Raw genomic sequence first — 17,448 nt, forward strand, 5'->3', positions numbered from 1 at the left:
CGGATCCCGCAGAATCGGCCCGCTTCACAACTGGCTCGATCGACCTATTTGGCTATAGATTAATATAGCTAGATTTCGATACGAGCGGAGAACGGGATGAACGCCATCCGGCAGGCCTACGACACCGTGCAGCGATCGTGGACTCGGCAGCAGTGGGATGCCTGGGCGGCGACCTGCGCCCCCGATTACGCATTCGACACCGGTACCGGCCTGCGACTGGATCTCGCGGGGACCTTGGATTGGAGCCGCGCCTGGTTCAGGGCCTTCCCGGATTACGCCGAGGACATTCGCGCGGTGCATCCGGCACCGAACTCGGCGGTCGCCGAATTGGTCGGCCGCGCAACCTCGGTGGACGACTTCGTCGTCGCCGGTGCGACATTGCTGCCGGCGGCCGGCCGGCGGTTCGAGATCGCCTACGCCAAGGTTCTGGTCTTCGACACCGACTTCAGGGTGGTCGAGGACCGGCAATACCTGGACACCGCCGCTCTACTCCGGCAACTCGGCGCGAGCTGATCGGCGGCGCCCGAGCGCGTACGCGGTCACGGCCGCCACCACCGCGGCCGCCGGCTGCACTCCGTTCGACAACCGCACCGCCCGGCGCAGATCGGGTACCCGCGGCGTCCGCCCGTCGCCCAGCACCGGCCGCATCTCGGTCCCGTGGCGATACTCGGTCCGACCGCCCAGCGCGACGCCCAGCGCTCCGGCCATCGTGGCCTCGGCGACGCCCGCATTGGGGCTCGGATGCGCCCCGGCGTCGCGGCGCCACGCGCGCCACGCATCGCCGGGCCGACCGCCCACCAGCGGCGCGAGCATCACGGTGAGGACCCCGCTCACCCGCGCGGGCAGCAGATTCGCGAGATCGTCGACGCGCGCGGCGGCCCAGCCGAAGTTGGTGTAGCGCTCGTTGCGATAGCCGATCATCGCGTCGAGCGTGTTGATCGCGCGGTAGCCGAGCAGCCCCGGTACCCCCGCGACCGCACCCCACACCAGCGGCGCGACGGTGGCGTCGGAGGTGTTCTCGGCAATGGATTCGACTGCGGCACGGGCCAATCCGTCGGCGTCGAGCGCTTCGGGATCGCGTCCGCACAGCGAGGGCAGCACCTCCCGCGCACCGGTCAACTCCCCCGCCTCCAGCCGATCCGCCATCTCGCGTCCGGTCCGGGCGAGCGTGGTGCCGCCGAGCGCGATCCACGTGCCGACCGCGGTGATCACGATGGTGCCGAGCCCCGCGTGACGACCGGGGCGCCCCTGCACCACCGCCGTGGGGGCACCGGCGCACCCGCCTCGCCTGCCCCCGGCCACGCCGCCGCGCCGATTCCGCCGTGCCGACACCGCCACGCCGCGCCCATCTCCCGACGGCCGGGCAGCGATCTCCGCGCCCGCACTCAGGGCGACGACCCCACCCACCAACACAATCTCGTGCACGACCCCGGCGGCACGCGCATCGCGATATCCGGCCGATTCCACCGCGGCGGCCGCCGTCCCGAACAGCGCCACCGGATGTCCTCGCCGCGGATCACCGAAAATCCGATCCACCGCGAATCCGATCAGCAGTCCCGCGGCCCGCGCCGTTCCATATCGCACCGGGCGAGACTATCGGCCCCCTCCGGCACCCCGATGTCACACTCGGCCCGGCGGCATCGTCACCATGAGGAGGCACCCGCGCGGCGGGCGCGCGCGGCGAGACGAGGATGGCAGCTGTGACGACCGGACACGACGATATCGACCAGACCGAACTGGCACGCCGGTTCGAGGAGCATCGCCAGTATCTGCGCCGCGTGGCCTACAGCACGCTGGGCAGCCTCAGCGATGCCGACGACGTCGTGCAGGAGGCGTGGCTGCGGCTGCAACGCTGGTACGAAACCCGTTCTCCCGGTGAGCGAATCGACAATCTGCGCGCCTGGCTGACCACCGTCACCGGCCGCCTCGCGCTGGATCAGCTGGGTTCGGCCGGGCGCGCCGCGAGCAATACGTCGGCGAGTGGCTGCCGGAGCCGGAGGTCACCAGCTGGGACGACCCGGCCGACCGCATCTCGCAGGACGAGCGCGTCACCACCGCCCTGCTGGTGGTCCTCGAATCGCTCTCGCCCGCCGAACGCACCGCCTTCGTGCTGCAGGACATCTTCGGCATGACCGGTCCCGAGGTCGCCGACGTGGTGGGCCGCACCCCCGCCGCCGTCCGCCAGCTCGCCTCCCGCGCCCGCAAGCACGTCGAGGACGGCACCCCGCGCTTCCCGGCCTCCCGCGACGAACACGAGAAGGTGGTTTCGGCCTTCTCCGCGGCCTGGCGGTCGGGCGATCTGAGCGGCCTGCTCGGTGTGCTCGACGAGAACGTCACCCTGACCGCCGACGGTGGCGGCCGTGTGCCCGCGATCCGGCAGCCGGTGCAGGGCGCCGAGCTGGTGGCCAAGCTGTACTTCGGCTGGTACCGCGCCGGAACCGGGGCTTGGGCGCGCATGGTTCAGGTCAACGGTCTGCCGGGCCTCATGGTCTTCGACGGCAACCATCTGGGGATCATGGCCTTCACCGTCGAACAGGACCGCATCACCTCGATCGCGATCGTCCGCAATCCGGAGAAGCTGCACGATCTGCCCGAGGGCGAACCGGATTGGACGATGTGAGAGTTCGCGCGGCGCGGCCCGTCACCGGCACGCCTGCCACCCCGCCCCGTGGCCGACCCCGAGCAAGCCGTGCGCCCGGGCCACCTCCGGTGAGTAGAGCTGTCCCGCATCGGCATTGAGCCCGGCCTCGAGGCCCGGGTCGGCACGGCAGGCGGCCCGCCAGCCGAGATCGGCGATGGTTCGCACATACGGCAGGGTGGCGTTGGTCAACGCGACGGTGGCGGTGTGCGGGACCGCGCCGGGCATATTCGCGACACAGTAGAACAGCGAATTCGCCACGGGGAAGGTCGGTTCGGCGTGCGTGGTGGGATGGGAGCTCTGGAAACAACCGCCCTGATCGATGGCGATATCGACCAGCACCGTCCCCGGCCGCATCCGCTCCACCAGGGTATCCGGGACCAGTTGCGGCGCTCGCGCTCCCGGCACCAGCACCGAACCGATCACCAGATCCGCGGCGACGACCGCCCGGTCGATGTCGGCCGCGTTCGAGGCGAGAGGAGTGACCCGCCCGGCGAATCGGATGTCGAGTTCACGCAATCGCACCGGATTGGTGTCGAGCACGATCACCCGCGCACCCATCCCGACCGCGACCGTCGCCGCACTCGTTCCGGCCACCCCGCCGCCGATCACCACCACTTCCGCCGGCCGCACCCCCGGCACGCCGCCCAGCAACACTCCGGCGCCACCTTCGGGCGCCATCAGGTGGTAGGCGCCGACCTGGGGTGCAAGTTTGCCGGCGATCTCGCTCATCGGCGTCAGCAGCGGCAATGATCCGTCGGGTCCACGCACGGTTTCGTAGGCGATCGCGGTGATGCCGGAGGCCAGCACGGCGTCGGTGCACTCCCGGGAGGCCGCCAGGTGCAGAAAGGTGAACAGCACCTGCCCGGCGTGCATGCACGAATATTCGGGTGCGATCGGCTCTTTCACCTTCAACACCAGTTCCGCCTCGTCCCACACCGCGTCGGCGCTCGCGGCGATGTGCGCGCCGGCGGCCACGTAATCGGCGTCGGTGAATCCGGACCCGAGTCCGGCGCCGGATTCGATCAGCACCCGATGACCGTGCCGGGTGAGTTCGACGGCGCCGGCCGGGGCGAGGGCGACCCGGCTCTCCTGCGGTTTGATCTCGCGCGGAACCCCGATTCTCATACCGCCATCGTGGCCCTGATCCGGGCGCGGTGCCATGATCAAGTCGCGGCGATTCACCGAACCGCAACCAATCGGCAATCGATCCGCGTTCGGCAGCCCGGCATCGGCGTCACACGGTGATCGACTCGCCCAGCGGCGGGATCCGCAGCTGCTTCTCGCGCCCGCCGTAGCCGAAGGTGCGCCGAAGGTGATCGAGTGTCTCGGTGAAGTGCGCCCAGCCCTCGGCGTGTACCGGCACCACGACCGCCTCGCCGAGCACCTGCGCCGCGGCCAGTGCCGTGCGCGCATTGAGCGTGACGTCGCTGTCCTCGAACCGGCCCACGTTCGCGGCGCCGACGTTGAGCAGGGCGATGTCGATGCGGCCGAATTTCGCCACGATGCGCTCGACGTAGTCGACGGAGGCGTTGTCACCGGAGATGTAGACCGTCGGCAGGTCCTCGGCCTGCAGGACGAAGCCGGTGACCGTGCCGCTCAGCGCCTCGGCGCCCTCCGGCCCGTGCAGCGCCGGTACCGCGGTGACGGTGACGGCGCCGATGCGCACCGACTCCCACACCGTCAGTCCCCGAACGCCTTCCAGGCGCCCGGCCGCTTCCGGCGTGGACAACACCGTCTCGACGCCGGCCATGACGTCGCGGCCCGCCGGATCGAGGTTGTCGGGATGCTGATCGTGCGACAGCAGCACCACGTCCACCGGGCCCACGCGATCCGCGGCGACCGCCGGTCCGGTCAATTTGTGCAGGGTGAGCGCGCCGGCGGAGTAGTCGCCGGGTTCGTCGAAGGTCGGATCGGTCAGCCAGATCAGCCCGCCGTAGTTCAGCCGGACGGTGGGGCCGCCGATGTGCAGGAGTTCGACCGTGGTGGAGAGCGTGTTCGTCATGAGCAACAGCTTGTCCCGATCCGGCACGCTCGAACAGTGGCCCGCAGGCCACGCTTCGATAAGATCGGGCCATGCATGTGGTCGCGGTGGTCGCCTTCGACGGAATCAGCCCGTTTCACCTGTCCGTCCCAGGGACGGTGTTCGGCCGCATCGGCACCAGCGTGCAGGACAGCGCGCCCTACCGGGTACTCACCTGCGCGGAAGTTCCCGGAATCCTTGGCACGCCCGGCGATTTCGACCTCGTCGTACGCCACGGCCCCGAGGCGATCGACCGCGCGGAGACCGTGGTGATTCCCAGCTGGAACCCGGAACTTCCCGTGCCCGAGGTCATTTCGTCGGCCCTGTGGCGCGCGCACGAACGCGGCGCCCGCATCGTCGGACTGTGCCGGGGCTCCTGGGTGGTCGCCGCCACCGGCTTGGCGGACGGGCGCGAAGTCACCACGCACTGGGGTCTGGCCCCGGCTCTGGCCCGCGCGTTTCCCGCGGTGACCGTGCGCGCGGATCGGCTGTGGACCGACCTCGGCGATGTGGTGACCTCCGCGGGAGTGGCTGCGGCACTGGACTGTTGCCTGCACCTGGTGCGCGCCGATCACGGCGCCCGCGCCGCGACGGAACTCGCGCGCACGCTGGTGCTGGCCCCCTACCGCGCCGGGTCGCAGGCGCAGTACATACCGCTCGCGATACCCGACGCCACCGACGACGACCCCATCGAACACGCGATGGTCTGGGCGCGAACACATGTGGACCAGCCCATCGATCTGGACGGCTGGGCCCGCACGGCGCTGATGTCGCGGCGCACCTTCACCCGCCGCTTCCGCGAACGCACCGGATGCAGCCCGCAGCGCTGGCTGCTCGACCAGCGCATCGACCGCGCCCGGCTACTGCTGGAATCCACCGACGACACGATGGACCGCATCGCCGCCGAGACCGGCCTGGGCACGGCGATGAATCTGCGCCACCATTTCCATCGCACGCTCGGGCTGCCACCGGCCGCACATCGCGCCCAGTTCCGGGCCAGCTATGTTGACCTGCATGATGATCAAGCTGGGTGAGCACGAGCCGCAGATCGACGACACCGCGTGGGTGGCGCCGACGGCCACGGTGATCGGCCGGGTGCGGCTGGGTGAACAGGTCAGCATCTGGTACGGCGCGGTGATCCGCGGCGATCTGGAGGACATCAGCATCGGCGCCGGCACCAACATCCAGGACGGCTGCGTACTACACGCCGATCCGGGATACGAACTGCAGGTCGGCAGCGGAGTGTCGGTGGGCCACAACGCGATTCTGCACGGTTGCACGGTCGGCGACGACGTGCTGGTCGGCATGGGCGCGACCGTGCTCAACGGCGCGGTGATCGGCGAGGGCAGCCTCATCGCCGCCAACGCCCTGATTCCCGAGGGCATGAAAATTCCGCCCGGCTCCCTGGTCGCGGGCGTACCGGGCAAGGTGCGGCGCGAACTCGGCGATGCCGAACGCGATCACATCAAGCTCAACGCCGCAGTCTATGTGCACAATATGAGCACTCACCGCGACGCCGGCACCCAGCTGTGAGACGGGCCACACTGGTCAAGCGTCCAGGTTGATCTCTTGGTAGCATCATCGCAGCATGTTCGCGGTCCGCGGCAGTGAATATCGCCCCGGGCGGCGTACTGCGACGTGGGTATGCAGGAGGTTAGACGGTGTCGTACGAGCAGTCCGGTATGCACCGACCCAAGGGGCGGATCAGTGTGGCCGATATCGCGGCCCAGCCCGGTGGCATCGAGGCGCTACAGCGCCGAGTCCACGAATTACGTTGCAACGGAAGCGATTTCGCCGCGAACGCGATCGAGCAGGAAATGGCCGCATTCAATCTGCGCTGAGCGCGGGCGGCGTGAGCCAGGTCGGGGACGTCGGTGACGGTCCGGCGCGATGAGATAATGATCGTCAGCCTTCCGCATCGACGCGGTCATTCGCCGACTCGACTGGAGACCCCATGCCCCCTGTTCCGTCCATCCTGGCCCGCATCCTCGAGAAGCCCCGCTCCGACGGTGAGCAGCTGCTCGAGAGTGCCCTGTCGGCCTTCCTGGACTTCGGGATCAAGCGGACCAGCATGGGTGAGATCGCGCGCCGCGCCGGCATCAGCCCCGCGACGCTGTATCGCCGCTTCGAGTCGAAGAATGATCTCGTCGAGGCGGTGAGCGTGCGCGAGGCGCAACGCTTCGTCGCCGATATCGAACAGCGGGTCGGCAGCATCACCGACAACGAGGATCAGCTGGTGGAGATCTTCGTCGTCTTCATCACCGCGCTGGCGCACAACGAGCTCCTGCAACGACTGCTGCGCACCGAACCGGAGCTGATCCTGCCGCGCCTGACCACCGATGCCGGCCCGATCCTCGCGGTCGGCCGCGCCTACCTGGGCGACAAGCTGCGCGGTTTGCAGAAGGCCAACGCCGAACTGGATTTCGATGCCGACCTCGTCGCCGAGATCATGGCCCGGCTGGCGCAGTCCCTGGCGTTGACTCCTGACGGGCTGATTCCGCTCTCGGACGCGGAGGCCGCGCGCGCCTTCGCCCGGCGGACGTTGCTGCCGATGGTCGGGGGCCACACCGCCTGACGGCCGGGCCTGCGACGCACAGTGCGCTGTCGCCGGCTACCAGGAAGGCTCCGACGCGACGCTGCCGGGCGGCCCGACACCGGTGTCGCCCAGCCCGAACGCCGCGGCCACGCGCCGATCGAGCAGCGCGACATCGGGTTCGGCTCCGCCGTTGGCCAATTCGCGAGCCAGGTCGGTGAGCCGCTGTCCCGCACCGGTATTCGGATCGGGCAGCGGAAGCCGGGTGACGTACTGCGTGATCCACCGGCGCCGCCCGGCATAGAGCCGATTCCCGCACACGGCATCGTAGAATTGCAGTCCGAGCGTCGAATTGGCCACGCCCATCAGCAGATACGCGATCCGCTCGTCGCCGATATCGGCCAGCGACATCCAGTAGCAGTCGCCGTTCACCACCGCACCGCTGCGATCGAGCGCGAACCGCGGCGCCACACTGATGTCCGGGAACACCACCTTCGGACGGCACCACAGATGCGGCCGCTGCGGCACCCAGATCTCGAACCACTCCCGCCCGGTACCGGTGAGGTAGTCCCGGGCAGCCAGCGTGTCCTTGTGCTGAGCGAGATAGGCCGCGGCGTCCGGATATTCGCTCAGATCGACCGGTGTGCGGCACGAGCAGGAAGTCTCGTAGGGGTACAGCACCCGGGTGTCGCGGGCGCGTGCGATCCGCCACGGAGCGAGGTCGTGATGAGTCAGCAGCTGCCGGAGCAGTTCGGGCTCCGGACAGCAGGGCCGATCCTCCCACCGGTCCGAGATGAAGACTCGATCCGCATTCGTCTTGATACCCACCCTGATTCGCGCCACCTCGCCGAAAGTGCGCCACGTGCCGGCGTGGATTCGCGCCAACCAGGCGTCGGTATCGGGTCGCGACATGCGCCACGGAGTTGCGGGATCGAAAGTGCTGGTGAGTGATTTGTCTTCGCACTCCACATCGGCCCATGCGTCGCCACCATCGGCGAGAATTCGCGCGGGCCCGCCGGCCGAACCGCGCCCCGGGTTCCCCGATCCGCCCGGTTCGCCGTGCGCACCGGTCCACAGCGTTCCGGTCTCCACCGCGATGCGGCGACCGCCGTGGTCGACGACGGAGTCGGCCGGGGCGACCACAGCGTCGAACAGGTCGGCAGCGGCCGTCGGCTCCCGCTCGGACTCGTAGGCCGTGACGAACCTGCAGGTCCGCTGCTCGTGCCCGCGCACGGCGATTGTCACCGCGGGCAGGACCGCCGCCTCGAACAGCCGAGTGTCCCCGAGGTCGTAGAGCTCCACCGGCGTCAGTTCCGCATACAGCAGCGCCCGCAGATTCGCCCCCGCCTTGGTGCTGAGGAATCGGTTGGCGCACAGCAGGCCCAGCACCCCACCGGGGCGTAACAACCGCGGAATCGTCGCGACGAACGGATGGGTCAAATCGATACGTCCCGACAGCCCGAACTGCTTGCTCAGCATCTGCGCGGTCGCGCCACCCAGCTGCTGAGTCCGCACATACGGCGGGTTCGTGATCACGGCGTCGAAGTGCGAGTCGGTCAATTCGGTTGCCGCGCAGAGGAAATCCCCCACCCGCCAATCGATGACGACACGATTCGACGGCGGCGCGGTATCCACCCCAGGCGCCGCGCCGAGGTATGCGCCGACCGCGTCCACCACCCGCGATCCCGCACACGACTCGGCGGTGCCCTCCTCAGGCCAGACCTGGGACCTGCCCCCGAATCGGCTGTTCCACGACATCCCCCTGGTCTGAGCTTCCCGGACCGCCGCGGCATTCAGGTCGTACCCCACCAGATGCAAGGAGGTATCCGGAAAGCGTTGTGCCGCAACACGTGCCACCGCCGACAGCAACTCCCCGTCGCCGCAGGCGGGGTCCAGCACCGACAACTCGCGTTCCGGTCGCACATGCGCGAGCATCCGCTCCGCGAGAAACTCCGCCAACCGCGGCGGCGTGTAATGCCGACCGTGCCGTTTCCGCGCCCCACCCCCGCCCGGCTCCGGCCCCGCCCGGCGGTCTGCTGCTGGCTGCTCCCGCCCGCCGCGCATCTCCGCATTGTGCCTGCTGCGAGCACAAATGTGGGCGAACTCGACGTATCGCGCCGCGGGTCGCTCACCGGCGTTGGACACGCTCCTCGGGCGGACCGACCGCTCCCCGGTCACGCAGGTAGGTCTCCAGGGCGTCCAGATCGGTCGGGCCGACCGCCGTATCCGTGCCCCGCGTGAACACCGCGAATCCGTCGCCGCCGGAGGCGAGGAAGTTGTTGGTGGTCACCCGGTAGGTCGCGACCGGATTCACAGGCCGGTCTCCGATGCGGACGGAATCGGCGATCACCTTGTGTCCCGGGGCGGCCTTGTCGTCATAGGAGTAGGAGATGCCCGCGACCGAGAGCACGGCGGGTTTGCTCTTGTTGTCCCACTGCTGTTCCAGCAGGTCCAGTATCTGGCGGCCGGTCAGGGTGACGGTGACGACCTGATTGCCGAACGGCTGCGTCTCGTAGATGCTGCCGTAGGTGATCGGCCCGGGGCCGATGTCGGCGCGCACGCCGCCCGGATTCATGAACGCCGCCACGGCCTGCGCCGAATCGTGGGTGACATCGAGCATCGCATCGGCGATCACCGCACCGAGCGGGGATTCGCCGCCACCGCGATCGCTGCGCGTCAGCGGGGCCGTCGCAGTGCCCACGACCCGTTGCGCGCGCGGCGCCGCCTGGCCGGAGAAGAATGCGATCGACTTGTCCACCGCCGGATCGGGAGCGACATCGCGGGTCACCACCCGGTTCACCGCGTGCGCGGACACCTTCCCGTGGTCGAACCGCAGCGTGACATCGGTGATCAGGCGCCCGTAGGACGCCGCCTGCGTGACCACCTTGCCGTCGAATTCGCAGTTGTAGGCCTGATGGCTGTGCCCGGTGAGCAACACTCGAACGGCGGGATCCGTATGCGCCGCGAGCGCCGGCACATCCGGACTGATGTCGGCGCAATCGTTGTAATCGGTGGTCTTCGCCGGTGTCCCCTGGGCGCCGCCGTCGTGCACCAGGGCGACAACGGTTTCGGCACCGGCCTGTTTCATGGCGGGCACGTACTTGTTGATCGCCTCGGCTTCCTCGCCGAAGGTGTAGCCGCGAATTCCTTCCGGGAAAACGAGATTCACCGTATCGGGCGTCACCACCCCGACCACACCGATCTTGTGCCCGCCGATCGTCAGCATCGTCCACGGCCGCACTCCGGCCGGAGGCTCACCGCGGGAGTCGGTGAGATTGGCGGCGAGGAAATCGAAGTGTGTTCCCGTGAACGGCTCCCCCGGCGAGCACCCGTCCAGCGCACAGCCGCCCCCGCGCAACCGTCCCAGCTCCACGACGCCGTGGTCCAGCTCGTGATTGCCCACCGCCGACGCCGCCACCCCGATCTGGTTGAGATAGCCGATCGTCGGCTCGTCGTGGAACAGCGACGACACCAGCGGACTCGCCCCGATATTGTCCCCCGCCGACACCACCGCGCTGTCCGGATACGCCGCCAGCAACCGCTGCAGATGCGTGGCCAGATACGCCGCCCCGCCCGCGGTGTACTCCCCCACCTGCCCGTTGCTCGCCTCCGGCGGTTCCAGATTGCCGTGCAGATCGTTGATCCCGAACAGGTGCACCTCGCCGGGTTGCGCCGCCGGAAGGTCGCTGGTGGAGACCAGCGGTATCGCGCCCTGATGTGTGGTTTCGCTGCTTCCGCCGCATCCGGACAGCGCGACCAGACTCATCGCGACGGCACCACCGGCCGCCATGCGCCGCAGAACACCCATACCGTCAGACTCTGACATACGGGAACGTCCCCGAAACGACGGTTCGGTGAACTCTGCTGTCGCCCTGCGCTATCGCCGACCCGAGACGGCTGCTCGGTGCGTCAGCCCACGGTGATCGGCAATGTCTCCCAGCCGCGCACGGTCGAGGTCGACGACAAGGTGATGTTGTCCCAGTCGACATCCCACGTCGGGAATCGGCGCAGCAACTCCTCCAGCGCCACCCTGCCCTCGAGCCGGGCCAGCGCCGCGCCCAGGCAGAAGTGGGTGCCGAGTCCGAAAGTGCGCAGATTGCTGATCTTGCGGTGGATATCGAACCGCTCCGGGTCGTCCCAGCGCTCCTCGTCGCGGTTCGCCGACGCGATGAGCAGCATCATCGCGCTGCCGGCGGGCACGGTGGTCCCGTAGAGCTGCACATCTTTGGTGACGTAGCGGGCGATGGCGTGGCCGGTCGGCTCGAATCGCAGCGTCTCCTCGATCGCGTTCGGGATCAGGCTCGGATCGGCGACGAGTTCGGCGCGCTGTTCGGGGTGGCGGGCGAGCAGCGCACCCAGCCAGCCGATCAGCCTGGCGGTGGTCTCGTTACCGGCCCCCGCGACGACGGAGACATAGGTCAGGATCTCGTCGCGCGTCAGCGTCCGCGTCACGCCCTCGGTGTCGACGAATTCGGCGCGCATCAACTCGGTCATCAGATCGTCGGAGGGATTGTCGGCGCGCCAGTCGATGTATTGGGCGAACTGTTCGGCATCCGGAATCGCCTTGTCGGAGATCTGCATTCCCTGCCCGGGCTCGGTGCGCAGCGCGCTGTCGGCCTTGTCGCGCACGGTCTGCTGATCGGCCTCCGGGATGCCGAGCAACATGCCGATCACACGCATCGGCACCTCGTTCGCGAACGCGGTCATCAGATCGAACTGATCTTTCCCAGCGAGCCGGTCCAGCGACCGCCGGCACAGGTCGCGGATCTGCGGCTCCAGCGACATCACCCGCCGGGGTGTGAACACCCGCTTGAGCAGCGCGCGGTGAATGTCGTGCGCCGGCGGATCCTCCATCAGCAATGTGCCCGGCGGAATCTCGATCCCCGCCTTGATGATCTCCAGAATCGGCCCCCGCGACGACGAGTACGTCTCCCAGTCCAGCAGCGCGGGATCGATATCCGACGCGCGGGTGAGGGCGTAGAAGTCGTGCTTGTCGTTGTAGTAGAGCGGCGCTTCCGCCCGCATCCGCCGATAGATCGGGTAGGGGTCCTTCGCGATCTCGCGGTCGAACGGGTCCCAGTAGACCGCGTCGGCGCCATCGGGCGCGGGGGCGTCGTCGAGTGCTGTGGCAGGGCGAGGCGTGTCCATACGGATCATTCTCTCTCAATGAGAATGAGAATTCCATAGTCGAGAATATCGATACCCTTCGTGGTTGCCGCTGGGTCGCCGCAGGGCCCCCCGCGCGCGCCCGACGGGCAGCGCCCGCCCGCACCGGACCCCGGTCGACGCCTTCCGAACGGCACCGCCGTTCCGGCGAAAAGTTCCCGGTAGCCCCGAGCTGTTGTTGTTGCCGATTCGGCGGCATCACGACGAAGCCCGGAACGCAACCCCGCTACCGGGGGTGTCCAGCCGGGAAGGTCCGCACGGCCCGCGCCCCGACAGGCAATGCCGACGACGCGGAACGCCGAGCCGACCGCTCCGCGTACACCCTCAGCGACTCCGCGTCGACATTCCGTCCGGTCGGAATTTGTTGTCTTATCTCACTTTTCGGCCGTCCATCGGCCGACGAGCAGCCCACCAGCCATTACCGCCCGAAAGCCGTTGTAGCGCAGTGTTATCACGCGACTTTCGGTGGAAGCACTCGGTTAACGTTGATGTGTTACAACGCTTCTGGAGGTCGAACCGGCCATGCTGATAATCAACGGCGACATCACCAAACCGAAGACCCAACAGCAGGTCGTCGAATGGCTCGCGAACTACGTCACCCAACCAGGAATCGCCGTCTCCGGCGTCTACATCCCCAGGCTGGACGGCGGGAGCACCGAAGCCCATCTTCTGGTTTTCACTCCGCACGCGGCAGCCGTCATCGAGGTCGACGCTCTGCGCAAGAAGACCCGCGGACCGCTGTCGTATTCGATGAACGAGCGGTGGTCCGCACCCGGCATCCACGGCGACCCGGTCCAACTCCGCGGCGACGACCTCAACCCGCTGCACCAAGTGCGCAGGCCCGTCTCCGCCCTGAGAACCTTCGTCGCCGAACTGACACGCGGCCCGGAACCGTTCGTGGACGGCCTGATCCTGCTCATACCCAAGTCGGGCAACACGGTCACCCTCGACAGGGGCCCGATGCCCGCCGGGTTCACCGTCCTGCTCGGCGACAGCGCCTCCCAGCTCTACTCGTGGTTCGGCCGAACCGCCCAGCACCGCGACCGAACACCGTGGACCGCGGAGCTGGTCGTCACCGTGCTGACAGCCCTGCGAGTCGACCGCACCCGCGACGCCGAAAGCCGCCGCCGGCTCTATGCGGAGCTGGTGGCGGAGGGATTCCCGACCGAGGTGTCGGCAGTCCCGAGAGAAGGAGACGGAAGCTCAACTACCTCGACGCCCGCCTCCGCACCCCCTGACGCCCCGGCCGCCCGGCCGGAGCAAGAAGACTGGAACGAACCGAATTCACAAGGGCTCCCCGCTGGTTCACACAACCCGTCTTCGCAGATCGATTCGATACCCGCAACCCCGCCGACCCTCGCCACCTCGTCGGACGCACCGGCCCAGCCGGGACAGGCAGACCAAGCCCGCCCGAATTCGCAAGCGGTCCCCACAGATTCACACCTCCCGCCTTCGCAGAACGCCCAAGACAACGCGGCCCCACCCACCTCGTCGCCCGACCCAGCCCCGTCAACATCACCGGCTTCCTACGCCCGGGCCCACCCCGAGACGCCACCGGCTTCGCACGCCGAACCGTCATTCTCAGCTGTACAGGCTTCGCGAGCGGTCCCGAAGCCTGCGTCCACACAGGCTCTGCAGACCGACGCCAGTCCCGCACCTGCACCTGCACCTGCACCTGCACCCGGGGAGCCAGGCACAGACTCCAACTTCCGAACCCAACCCCCAGCACGCCACCGCCTCCGCACCGCACTCCTCGGCATCGCCGCCGCCCTCATCCTCATCTGCGGCATCGGCTACATGGCCGGCAAAGACCATCCCCGCGCACAATCCGACTCCCAACCGGCACCATCCCAGATCCGCCCGCCCGAGAGGACAACGACGCCCGCCTCGCCGCCCACCGACCCCCCAGGCACACAGCAACATTCGACAACGCCGACGGAGGGGGCAACCTGCTATCCGTTCCAAGCAGGCTGCTGATGTAGAACCACGTCACCACCGAATACGCCACGGCCTCAAACGCTTGTCCCCCAGGCCGACTCGTCCCAGACCTCAATACGGAACGGTCGGTTACTGACCTATGTCTTGAAATGCGGGCCGCTGCGAAAAGTACTGTGGTGGCGCAGCTTTGCGCGACGCTGCGCACGATTACCGAATCGGTAACGTCCACGTCCGAGCTGAGCGAACATAGTGGTGTGATGGTGAGCTTGACGCGAATCGGGGCCACCCGCCAGCGATTCGAGAAGGCTTTCGCGGTGCAGGGGGTCGAGCCGGAACAGATGGCTCGAGCCTTCACAACCGTGCGGAATGCGCGCGTTGTTCCCGTTACCGGGCAGCACGGGCTCTTCGCCGTAGCTGAACCGATGGGGTGGCTCGGGACGCGCACGGCCCGCAACGAGCACTATGCGGGGATGTCGGCCACGTTCCGGCGTTTGGCCGAGCTCGTCCATTCGCACGGCGGCGTGCTGGTGCCGCCGGCGCTGGGAACCACAAGGCACGCAGCGGTTCTGGGTGGTGACATCCACACTCTGGAGGTGCTCTCCTCGGTGGAGCAGGAGGTGCTGTGCAACCTGCTGCGCACCCACGTGCCCGCGCTGATCGCCCTGTTCGGCCGCGGGATCACCCGGGCGGGTGCGCCACGTGATCGGATCGGCTCACGTTGGCTGGCCGGGTCACGCTCGCATCTGGCGACGAGATTTCTCGCCTCGACCGCGCCCGAACACCTCGACCGAGTGAAGGCGGAATTGCGCCGCCGGGACGGCGTGGCGCTGCTCGAACGCATGGACGTCTATCCGTCCGCCGAGCCGGATGGCACACTGACCGTCGCCGTGCGCTGTCTCGACGGCGCGCCCACTCTCGCCGGGATCCGCACGCAGGCATTGTTATTGGCTGCGGTCGGGATGCAGGCCAGGCGCATGGTTCGCGACGGCCGTCGGGTCGGCAATGTGCCACAGCGCATGCTGGAGGACAACCGGGCCCGCGCGGTGGCCGAGGGTCTGCGCGCGCAGATGGCGGCCGACGAGCCGCGGCAGCGTCCGGGCGCCGCGCCGAAAGACCAAAAGACCGCCAGCCGACGACATAATTCCGAGCCCGCGCCGCGCCCGGCGCGTGCGGTCGGGCGCTCACTCTTTCACTCGATCGCCGTGGAGCTGCGCAATCTCGATGCCGACGCCGCCGAGCTTGCCCCCGCGCTGCTACCGCTCGAGCTGCCGGCCCTGGGCGTGACACACGGAACGACGGAGACCGACCTGATGACGCGGTGGGCCGGCGCCGGCGAGAGCGAATTGCTGAGCCGATGCCTGCTCGCGCTGACCGATGCCGCCCCCGGAGGTCCGCTGCTGCAGTGGCTGAGCGCGGATGTGCCCGGCCGGACCTCGATCGTGCTGGGCTCCTGGCGCACGCGGATCGCCGAGGCACAACCGCCGGCTGCCGGCCGGCCAGGTCAGCAGAGCCGAACAGCCCTCGCGGGCAAGCGATCTCAGCCGGACCGTCGCAACCGGCATGGCGGGAACCGCAGCGCCGGGCAGCGCGGCGGCAATCAGGCCCGCGGCACCGACGGCAGCGCACGAGGCCGCGGGGCACAGCGGCGCCGGGACGACAGGGGATCGGGCGGATGAACCAAGCCATCGAACTGGTGCTGGATCTGCGTCAGTTGCGCGATGCGCCCAGCACCCCCGAGGAATTTCAGGCGCTGTGGGCGGAGTTGGAGCCGGCGCTGCACGGCCGCGATCTGCGGCAAGGTCCCACTCACCAACTCGACAGCCCCGATGGCGAAATCCGGCTGGAAGTGGTGTGGATCCCCGCCGATGTCGAGCGTGTCGACGAAAGCACCCCCATCTCTGTCGTCGCGGTCCGCGAACGACCCCGCGTGCAGTACCGATGCAAGCACTGCGGGGCATATGCGCCGTTCACCTGTTCAACCTGTCCCGCCGAGGCGAAGAACAACCGGGTCTGTGATCGGCACGTCGTCATCCTCGACGGCGCGCTGACCCCGGTCTGCCGCGAGCACCGTCCGGCCTGCGAGCAGTGCGACGACCCGGCAGAATTCCGCTGTGCCGGTCGAGCCTGCCGGCGTGAGAAGGGATGGTGCGCGCGGCATCGGCGGCCACACCCGCGCGATCCCGACATCGATTACTGCCCGTCCTGTTACGACGCGGCGTTCCCCCACTGCGAGACGCCGGGCTGCCAGGACATCGGCACCGTCCGTTGTGAGCATGTGTCGCAGTCCTTTCAGCACTGTCCCCAGCGGATATGCACCCGGCACGCGACCCGGTGGCAGGTATTCGGCAGCGAGCGAGTGGGTTTGGGGCTGTGCGCGAACCATTCCCGGGTGCGTGGAGGGGCCCCGGCAGATCTCGTATTCGAGATCATCACAGGCGCTGCCGGCAGGCGTCGGCCTGAGCGGCTACCCAGCCTGCAAGGTTTCGTCCACACATTGCGCAACTGCGGGCACCGGGACCTGGCGATCGACTATGCCGGGATTCACCGGTTGCTGCAGGCGACGGAACCAGTGGTACGCGGAAACCGAGCAGCAGCACAGGCTTTCGACCGAAGCAAGGCGGGCTGGGCTGCAGCCGCTGCCGCCGTGGCGACTGCGGCGCACGAGGGTGAGCGACTCATGGAGAAGCTGCGGGAGCTGGTGATAGCGGCCAATCCTCGATCCGGCACCGAGGTCGCCGCGGCAATCGAGCTGGCCGAATACAAACCGAGCCGGAACACCAGGCCCGCGATGCTCTTCGTCAAGGTTCCGGAGCATCTCCGCGGGCGGTTCATCGGATCCGGCGGCCAGGGAATCCGCTTCTACACAGCACAACTCGGTATGAAGGTTCAGATCGAAGGGGGGCGCCGATGACCGCCACGGTCGACTCCTCCTCGCATCGGATGGTCGTGGTTCCGGCCGGCGGCCCGATCACAGGGCACCACATCGGTATTCCGCCGGGTGTGCGGGGTGGGGCGGGATTGCTCCAGGTCGGTGCCCAGCCAGACCTGATACAGGTCGCGGTGTCAGCCACCGAGGTTCCGGAACTGCCGGCCGGACATGTGGCGCTCGCCGACGAACTCGCCGCGCACTGGGATATCGAGCCGTCCGGG

Annotated in this window: 14 protein-coding genes and 1 pseudogene; 9 read left to right on the forward strand and 6 right to left on the reverse strand. The window is 68.5% G+C overall.

Going from position 1 to position 17,448, the window contains the following annotated elements; translation table 11 throughout:
* Window positions 1–96: 96 nt before the first annotated feature.
* On the forward strand, window positions 97–513 hold the full coding sequence (locus IG65_RS0114155; RefSeq protein WP_030515372.1) for an ester cyclase: 417 nt from the start codon (window positions 97–99) through the stop codon (window positions 511–513).
* Here IG65_RS0114155 and IG65_RS0114160 read toward each other — a convergent pair.
* Complete coding sequence (locus tag IG65_RS0114160; RefSeq protein ID WP_030515373.1) at window positions 487–1,584, reverse strand: cobalamin biosynthesis protein; 1,098 nt, start codon at window positions 1,582–1,584, stop codon at window positions 487–489. The two genes, IG65_RS0114155 and IG65_RS0114160, sit on opposite strands and share 27 nt — an antisense overlap.
* A 107-nt stretch (window positions 1,585–1,691) precedes the next feature.
* Here IG65_RS0114160 and sigJ point away from each other — a divergent pair.
* A pseudogene (gene sigJ, locus IG65_RS34690) lies at window positions 1,692–2,620 on the forward strand (RNA polymerase sigma factor SigJ).
* Window positions 2,621–2,641: 21 nt separating this feature from the next.
* Here the strand turns inward: sigJ and ald are convergent.
* Together ald and IG65_RS0114175 are read right to left on the reverse strand one after the other, a co-directional pair.
* Window positions 2,642–3,766: an alanine dehydrogenase gene (gene ald, locus IG65_RS0114170; protein WP_051756001.1), complete on the reverse strand. Its 1,125-nt coding sequence runs from the start codon at window positions 3,764–3,766 to the stop codon at window positions 2,642–2,644.
* Window positions 3,767–3,875: 109 nt separating this feature from the next.
* On the reverse strand, window positions 3,876–4,643 hold the full coding sequence (locus tag IG65_RS0114175; protein ID WP_030515375.1) for an MBL fold metallo-hydrolase: 768 nt from the start codon (window positions 4,641–4,643) through the stop codon (window positions 3,876–3,878).
* A 71-nt stretch (window positions 4,644–4,714) separates the two neighbouring features.
* Here IG65_RS0114175 and IG65_RS0114180 point away from each other — a divergent pair, with 71 nt between their 5' ends.
* From IG65_RS0114180 to IG65_RS0114195, 4 genes are all read left to right on the forward strand, one after another.
* Complete coding sequence (locus IG65_RS0114180) at window positions 4,715–5,695, forward strand: GlxA family transcriptional regulator (protein WP_030515376.1); 981 nt, start codon at window positions 4,715–4,717, stop codon at window positions 5,693–5,695.
* Complete coding sequence (locus IG65_RS0114185) at window positions 5,676–6,194, forward strand: gamma carbonic anhydrase family protein (protein ID WP_030515377.1); 519 nt, start codon at window positions 5,676–5,678, stop codon at window positions 6,192–6,194. Before IG65_RS0114180 ends, IG65_RS0114185 begins: the two co-directional genes overlap by 20 nt.
* Window positions 6,195–6,322: 128 nt before the next feature.
* A complete protein-coding gene (locus IG65_RS0114190; protein ID WP_030515378.1) occupies window positions 6,323–6,502 on the forward strand; it encodes a hypothetical protein in 180 nt (59 codons plus the stop codon).
* Between the two features lie 113 nt (window positions 6,503–6,615).
* A complete protein-coding gene (locus tag IG65_RS0114195; RefSeq protein ID WP_030515379.1) occupies window positions 6,616–7,236 on the forward strand; it encodes a TetR/AcrR family transcriptional regulator in 621 nt (206 codons plus the stop codon).
* A 36-nt stretch (window positions 7,237–7,272) separates the two neighbouring features.
* Here the strand turns inward: IG65_RS0114195 and IG65_RS36865 are convergent, their stop codons facing one another.
* From IG65_RS36865 to IG65_RS0114210, 3 genes are all read right to left on the reverse strand, one after another.
* Window positions 7,273–9,258 carry an N-6 DNA methylase gene (locus tag IG65_RS36865; protein WP_051756003.1) on the reverse strand — a complete coding sequence of 662 codons (1,986 nt, stop codon included), beginning with the start codon at window positions 9,256–9,258 and terminating at the stop codon, window positions 7,273–7,275.
* A gap of 64 nt (window positions 9,259–9,322) precedes the next feature.
* A complete protein-coding gene (locus tag IG65_RS0114205) occupies window positions 9,323–11,002 on the reverse strand; it encodes a bifunctional UDP-sugar hydrolase/5'-nucleotidase (RefSeq protein WP_231509197.1) in 1,680 nt (559 codons plus the stop codon).
* Between the two features lie 101 nt (window positions 11,003–11,103).
* Window positions 11,104–12,342, reverse strand: coding sequence for a cytochrome P450 (locus IG65_RS0114210; RefSeq protein WP_081879481.1), 1,239 nt, complete (start codon window positions 12,340–12,342; stop codon window positions 11,104–11,106).
* A 540-nt stretch (window positions 12,343–12,882) separates the two neighbouring features.
* Here IG65_RS0114210 and IG65_RS37740 point away from each other — a divergent pair.
* The 3 genes from IG65_RS37740 to IG65_RS0114220 all read left to right on the forward strand — a co-directional run bounded on the left by IG65_RS37740 (window position 12,883) and on the right by IG65_RS0114220 (window position 17,209).
* Window positions 12,883–14,337: a nuclease-related domain-containing protein gene (locus IG65_RS37740; RefSeq protein WP_156055593.1), complete on the forward strand. Its 1,455-nt coding sequence runs from the start codon at window positions 12,883–12,885 to the stop codon at window positions 14,335–14,337.
* 431 nt (window positions 14,338–14,768) lie between these two features.
* Window positions 14,769–15,974, forward strand: coding sequence for a hypothetical protein (locus IG65_RS0114215; RefSeq protein WP_156055595.1), 1,206 nt, complete (start codon window positions 14,769–14,771; stop codon window positions 15,972–15,974).
* Window positions 15,971–17,209, forward strand: a complete 1,239-nt coding sequence (locus IG65_RS0114220) for a hypothetical protein (protein ID WP_030515384.1) — start codon at window positions 15,971–15,973, stop codon at window positions 17,207–17,209. The genes IG65_RS0114215 and IG65_RS0114220 overlap by 4 nt, the downstream gene beginning before the upstream one ends.
* Window positions 17,210–17,448 lie beyond the last annotated feature (239 nt).

Origin of the sequence: Nocardia sp. NRRL WC-3656 (assembly GCF_000720265.1) — a bacterium.
Lineage (GTDB): Bacteria > Actinomycetota > Actinomycetes > Mycobacteriales > Mycobacteriaceae > Nocardia > Nocardia nova.

What these genes read in the sequence shown, in the direction of transcription:
- IG65_RS0114155 (WP_030515372.1), top strand. Translation starts at nt 97, where the DNA reads ATGAACGCCATCCGGCAGGCCTACGACACCGTGCAGCGATCGTGGACT.
- ald (WP_051756001.1), bottom strand. Translation starts at nt 3,766, where the DNA reads ATGAGAATCGGGGTTCCGCGCGAGATCAAACCGCAGGAGAGCCGGGTC.
- IG65_RS0114175 (WP_030515375.1), bottom strand. Translation starts at nt 4,643, where the DNA reads ATGACGAACACGCTCTCCACCACGGTCGAACTCCTGCACATCGGCGGC.
- IG65_RS0114180 (WP_030515376.1), top strand. Translation starts at nt 4,715, where the DNA reads ATGCATGTGGTCGCGGTGGTCGCCTTCGACGGAATCAGCCCGTTTCAC.
- IG65_RS0114185 (WP_030515377.1), top strand. Translation starts at nt 5,676, where the DNA reads ATGATGATCAAGCTGGGTGAGCACGAGCCGCAGATCGACGACACCGCG.
- IG65_RS0114195 (WP_030515379.1), top strand. Translation starts at nt 6,616, where the DNA reads ATGCCCCCTGTTCCGTCCATCCTGGCCCGCATCCTCGAGAAGCCCCGC.
- IG65_RS36865 (WP_051756003.1), bottom strand. Translation starts at nt 9,258, where the DNA reads ATGCGCGGCGGGCGGGAGCAGCCAGCAGCAGACCGCCGGGCGGGGCCG.
- IG65_RS0114205 (WP_231509197.1), bottom strand. Translation starts at nt 11,002, where the DNA reads ATGGGTGTTCTGCGGCGCATGGCGGCCGGTGGTGCCGTCGCGATGAGT.
- IG65_RS0114210 (WP_081879481.1), bottom strand. Translation starts at nt 12,342, where the DNA reads ATGGACACGCCTCGCCCTGCCACAGCACTCGACGACGCCCCCGCGCCC.
- IG65_RS37740 (WP_156055593.1), top strand. Translation starts at nt 12,883, where the DNA reads ATGCTGATAATCAACGGCGACATCACCAAACCGAAGACCCAACAGCAG.
- IG65_RS0114215 (WP_156055595.1), top strand. Translation starts at nt 14,769, where the DNA reads ATGTCGGCCACGTTCCGGCGTTTGGCCGAGCTCGTCCATTCGCACGGC.
- IG65_RS0114220 (WP_030515384.1), top strand. Translation starts at nt 15,971, where the DNA reads ATGAACCAAGCCATCGAACTGGTGCTGGATCTGCGTCAGTTGCGCGAT.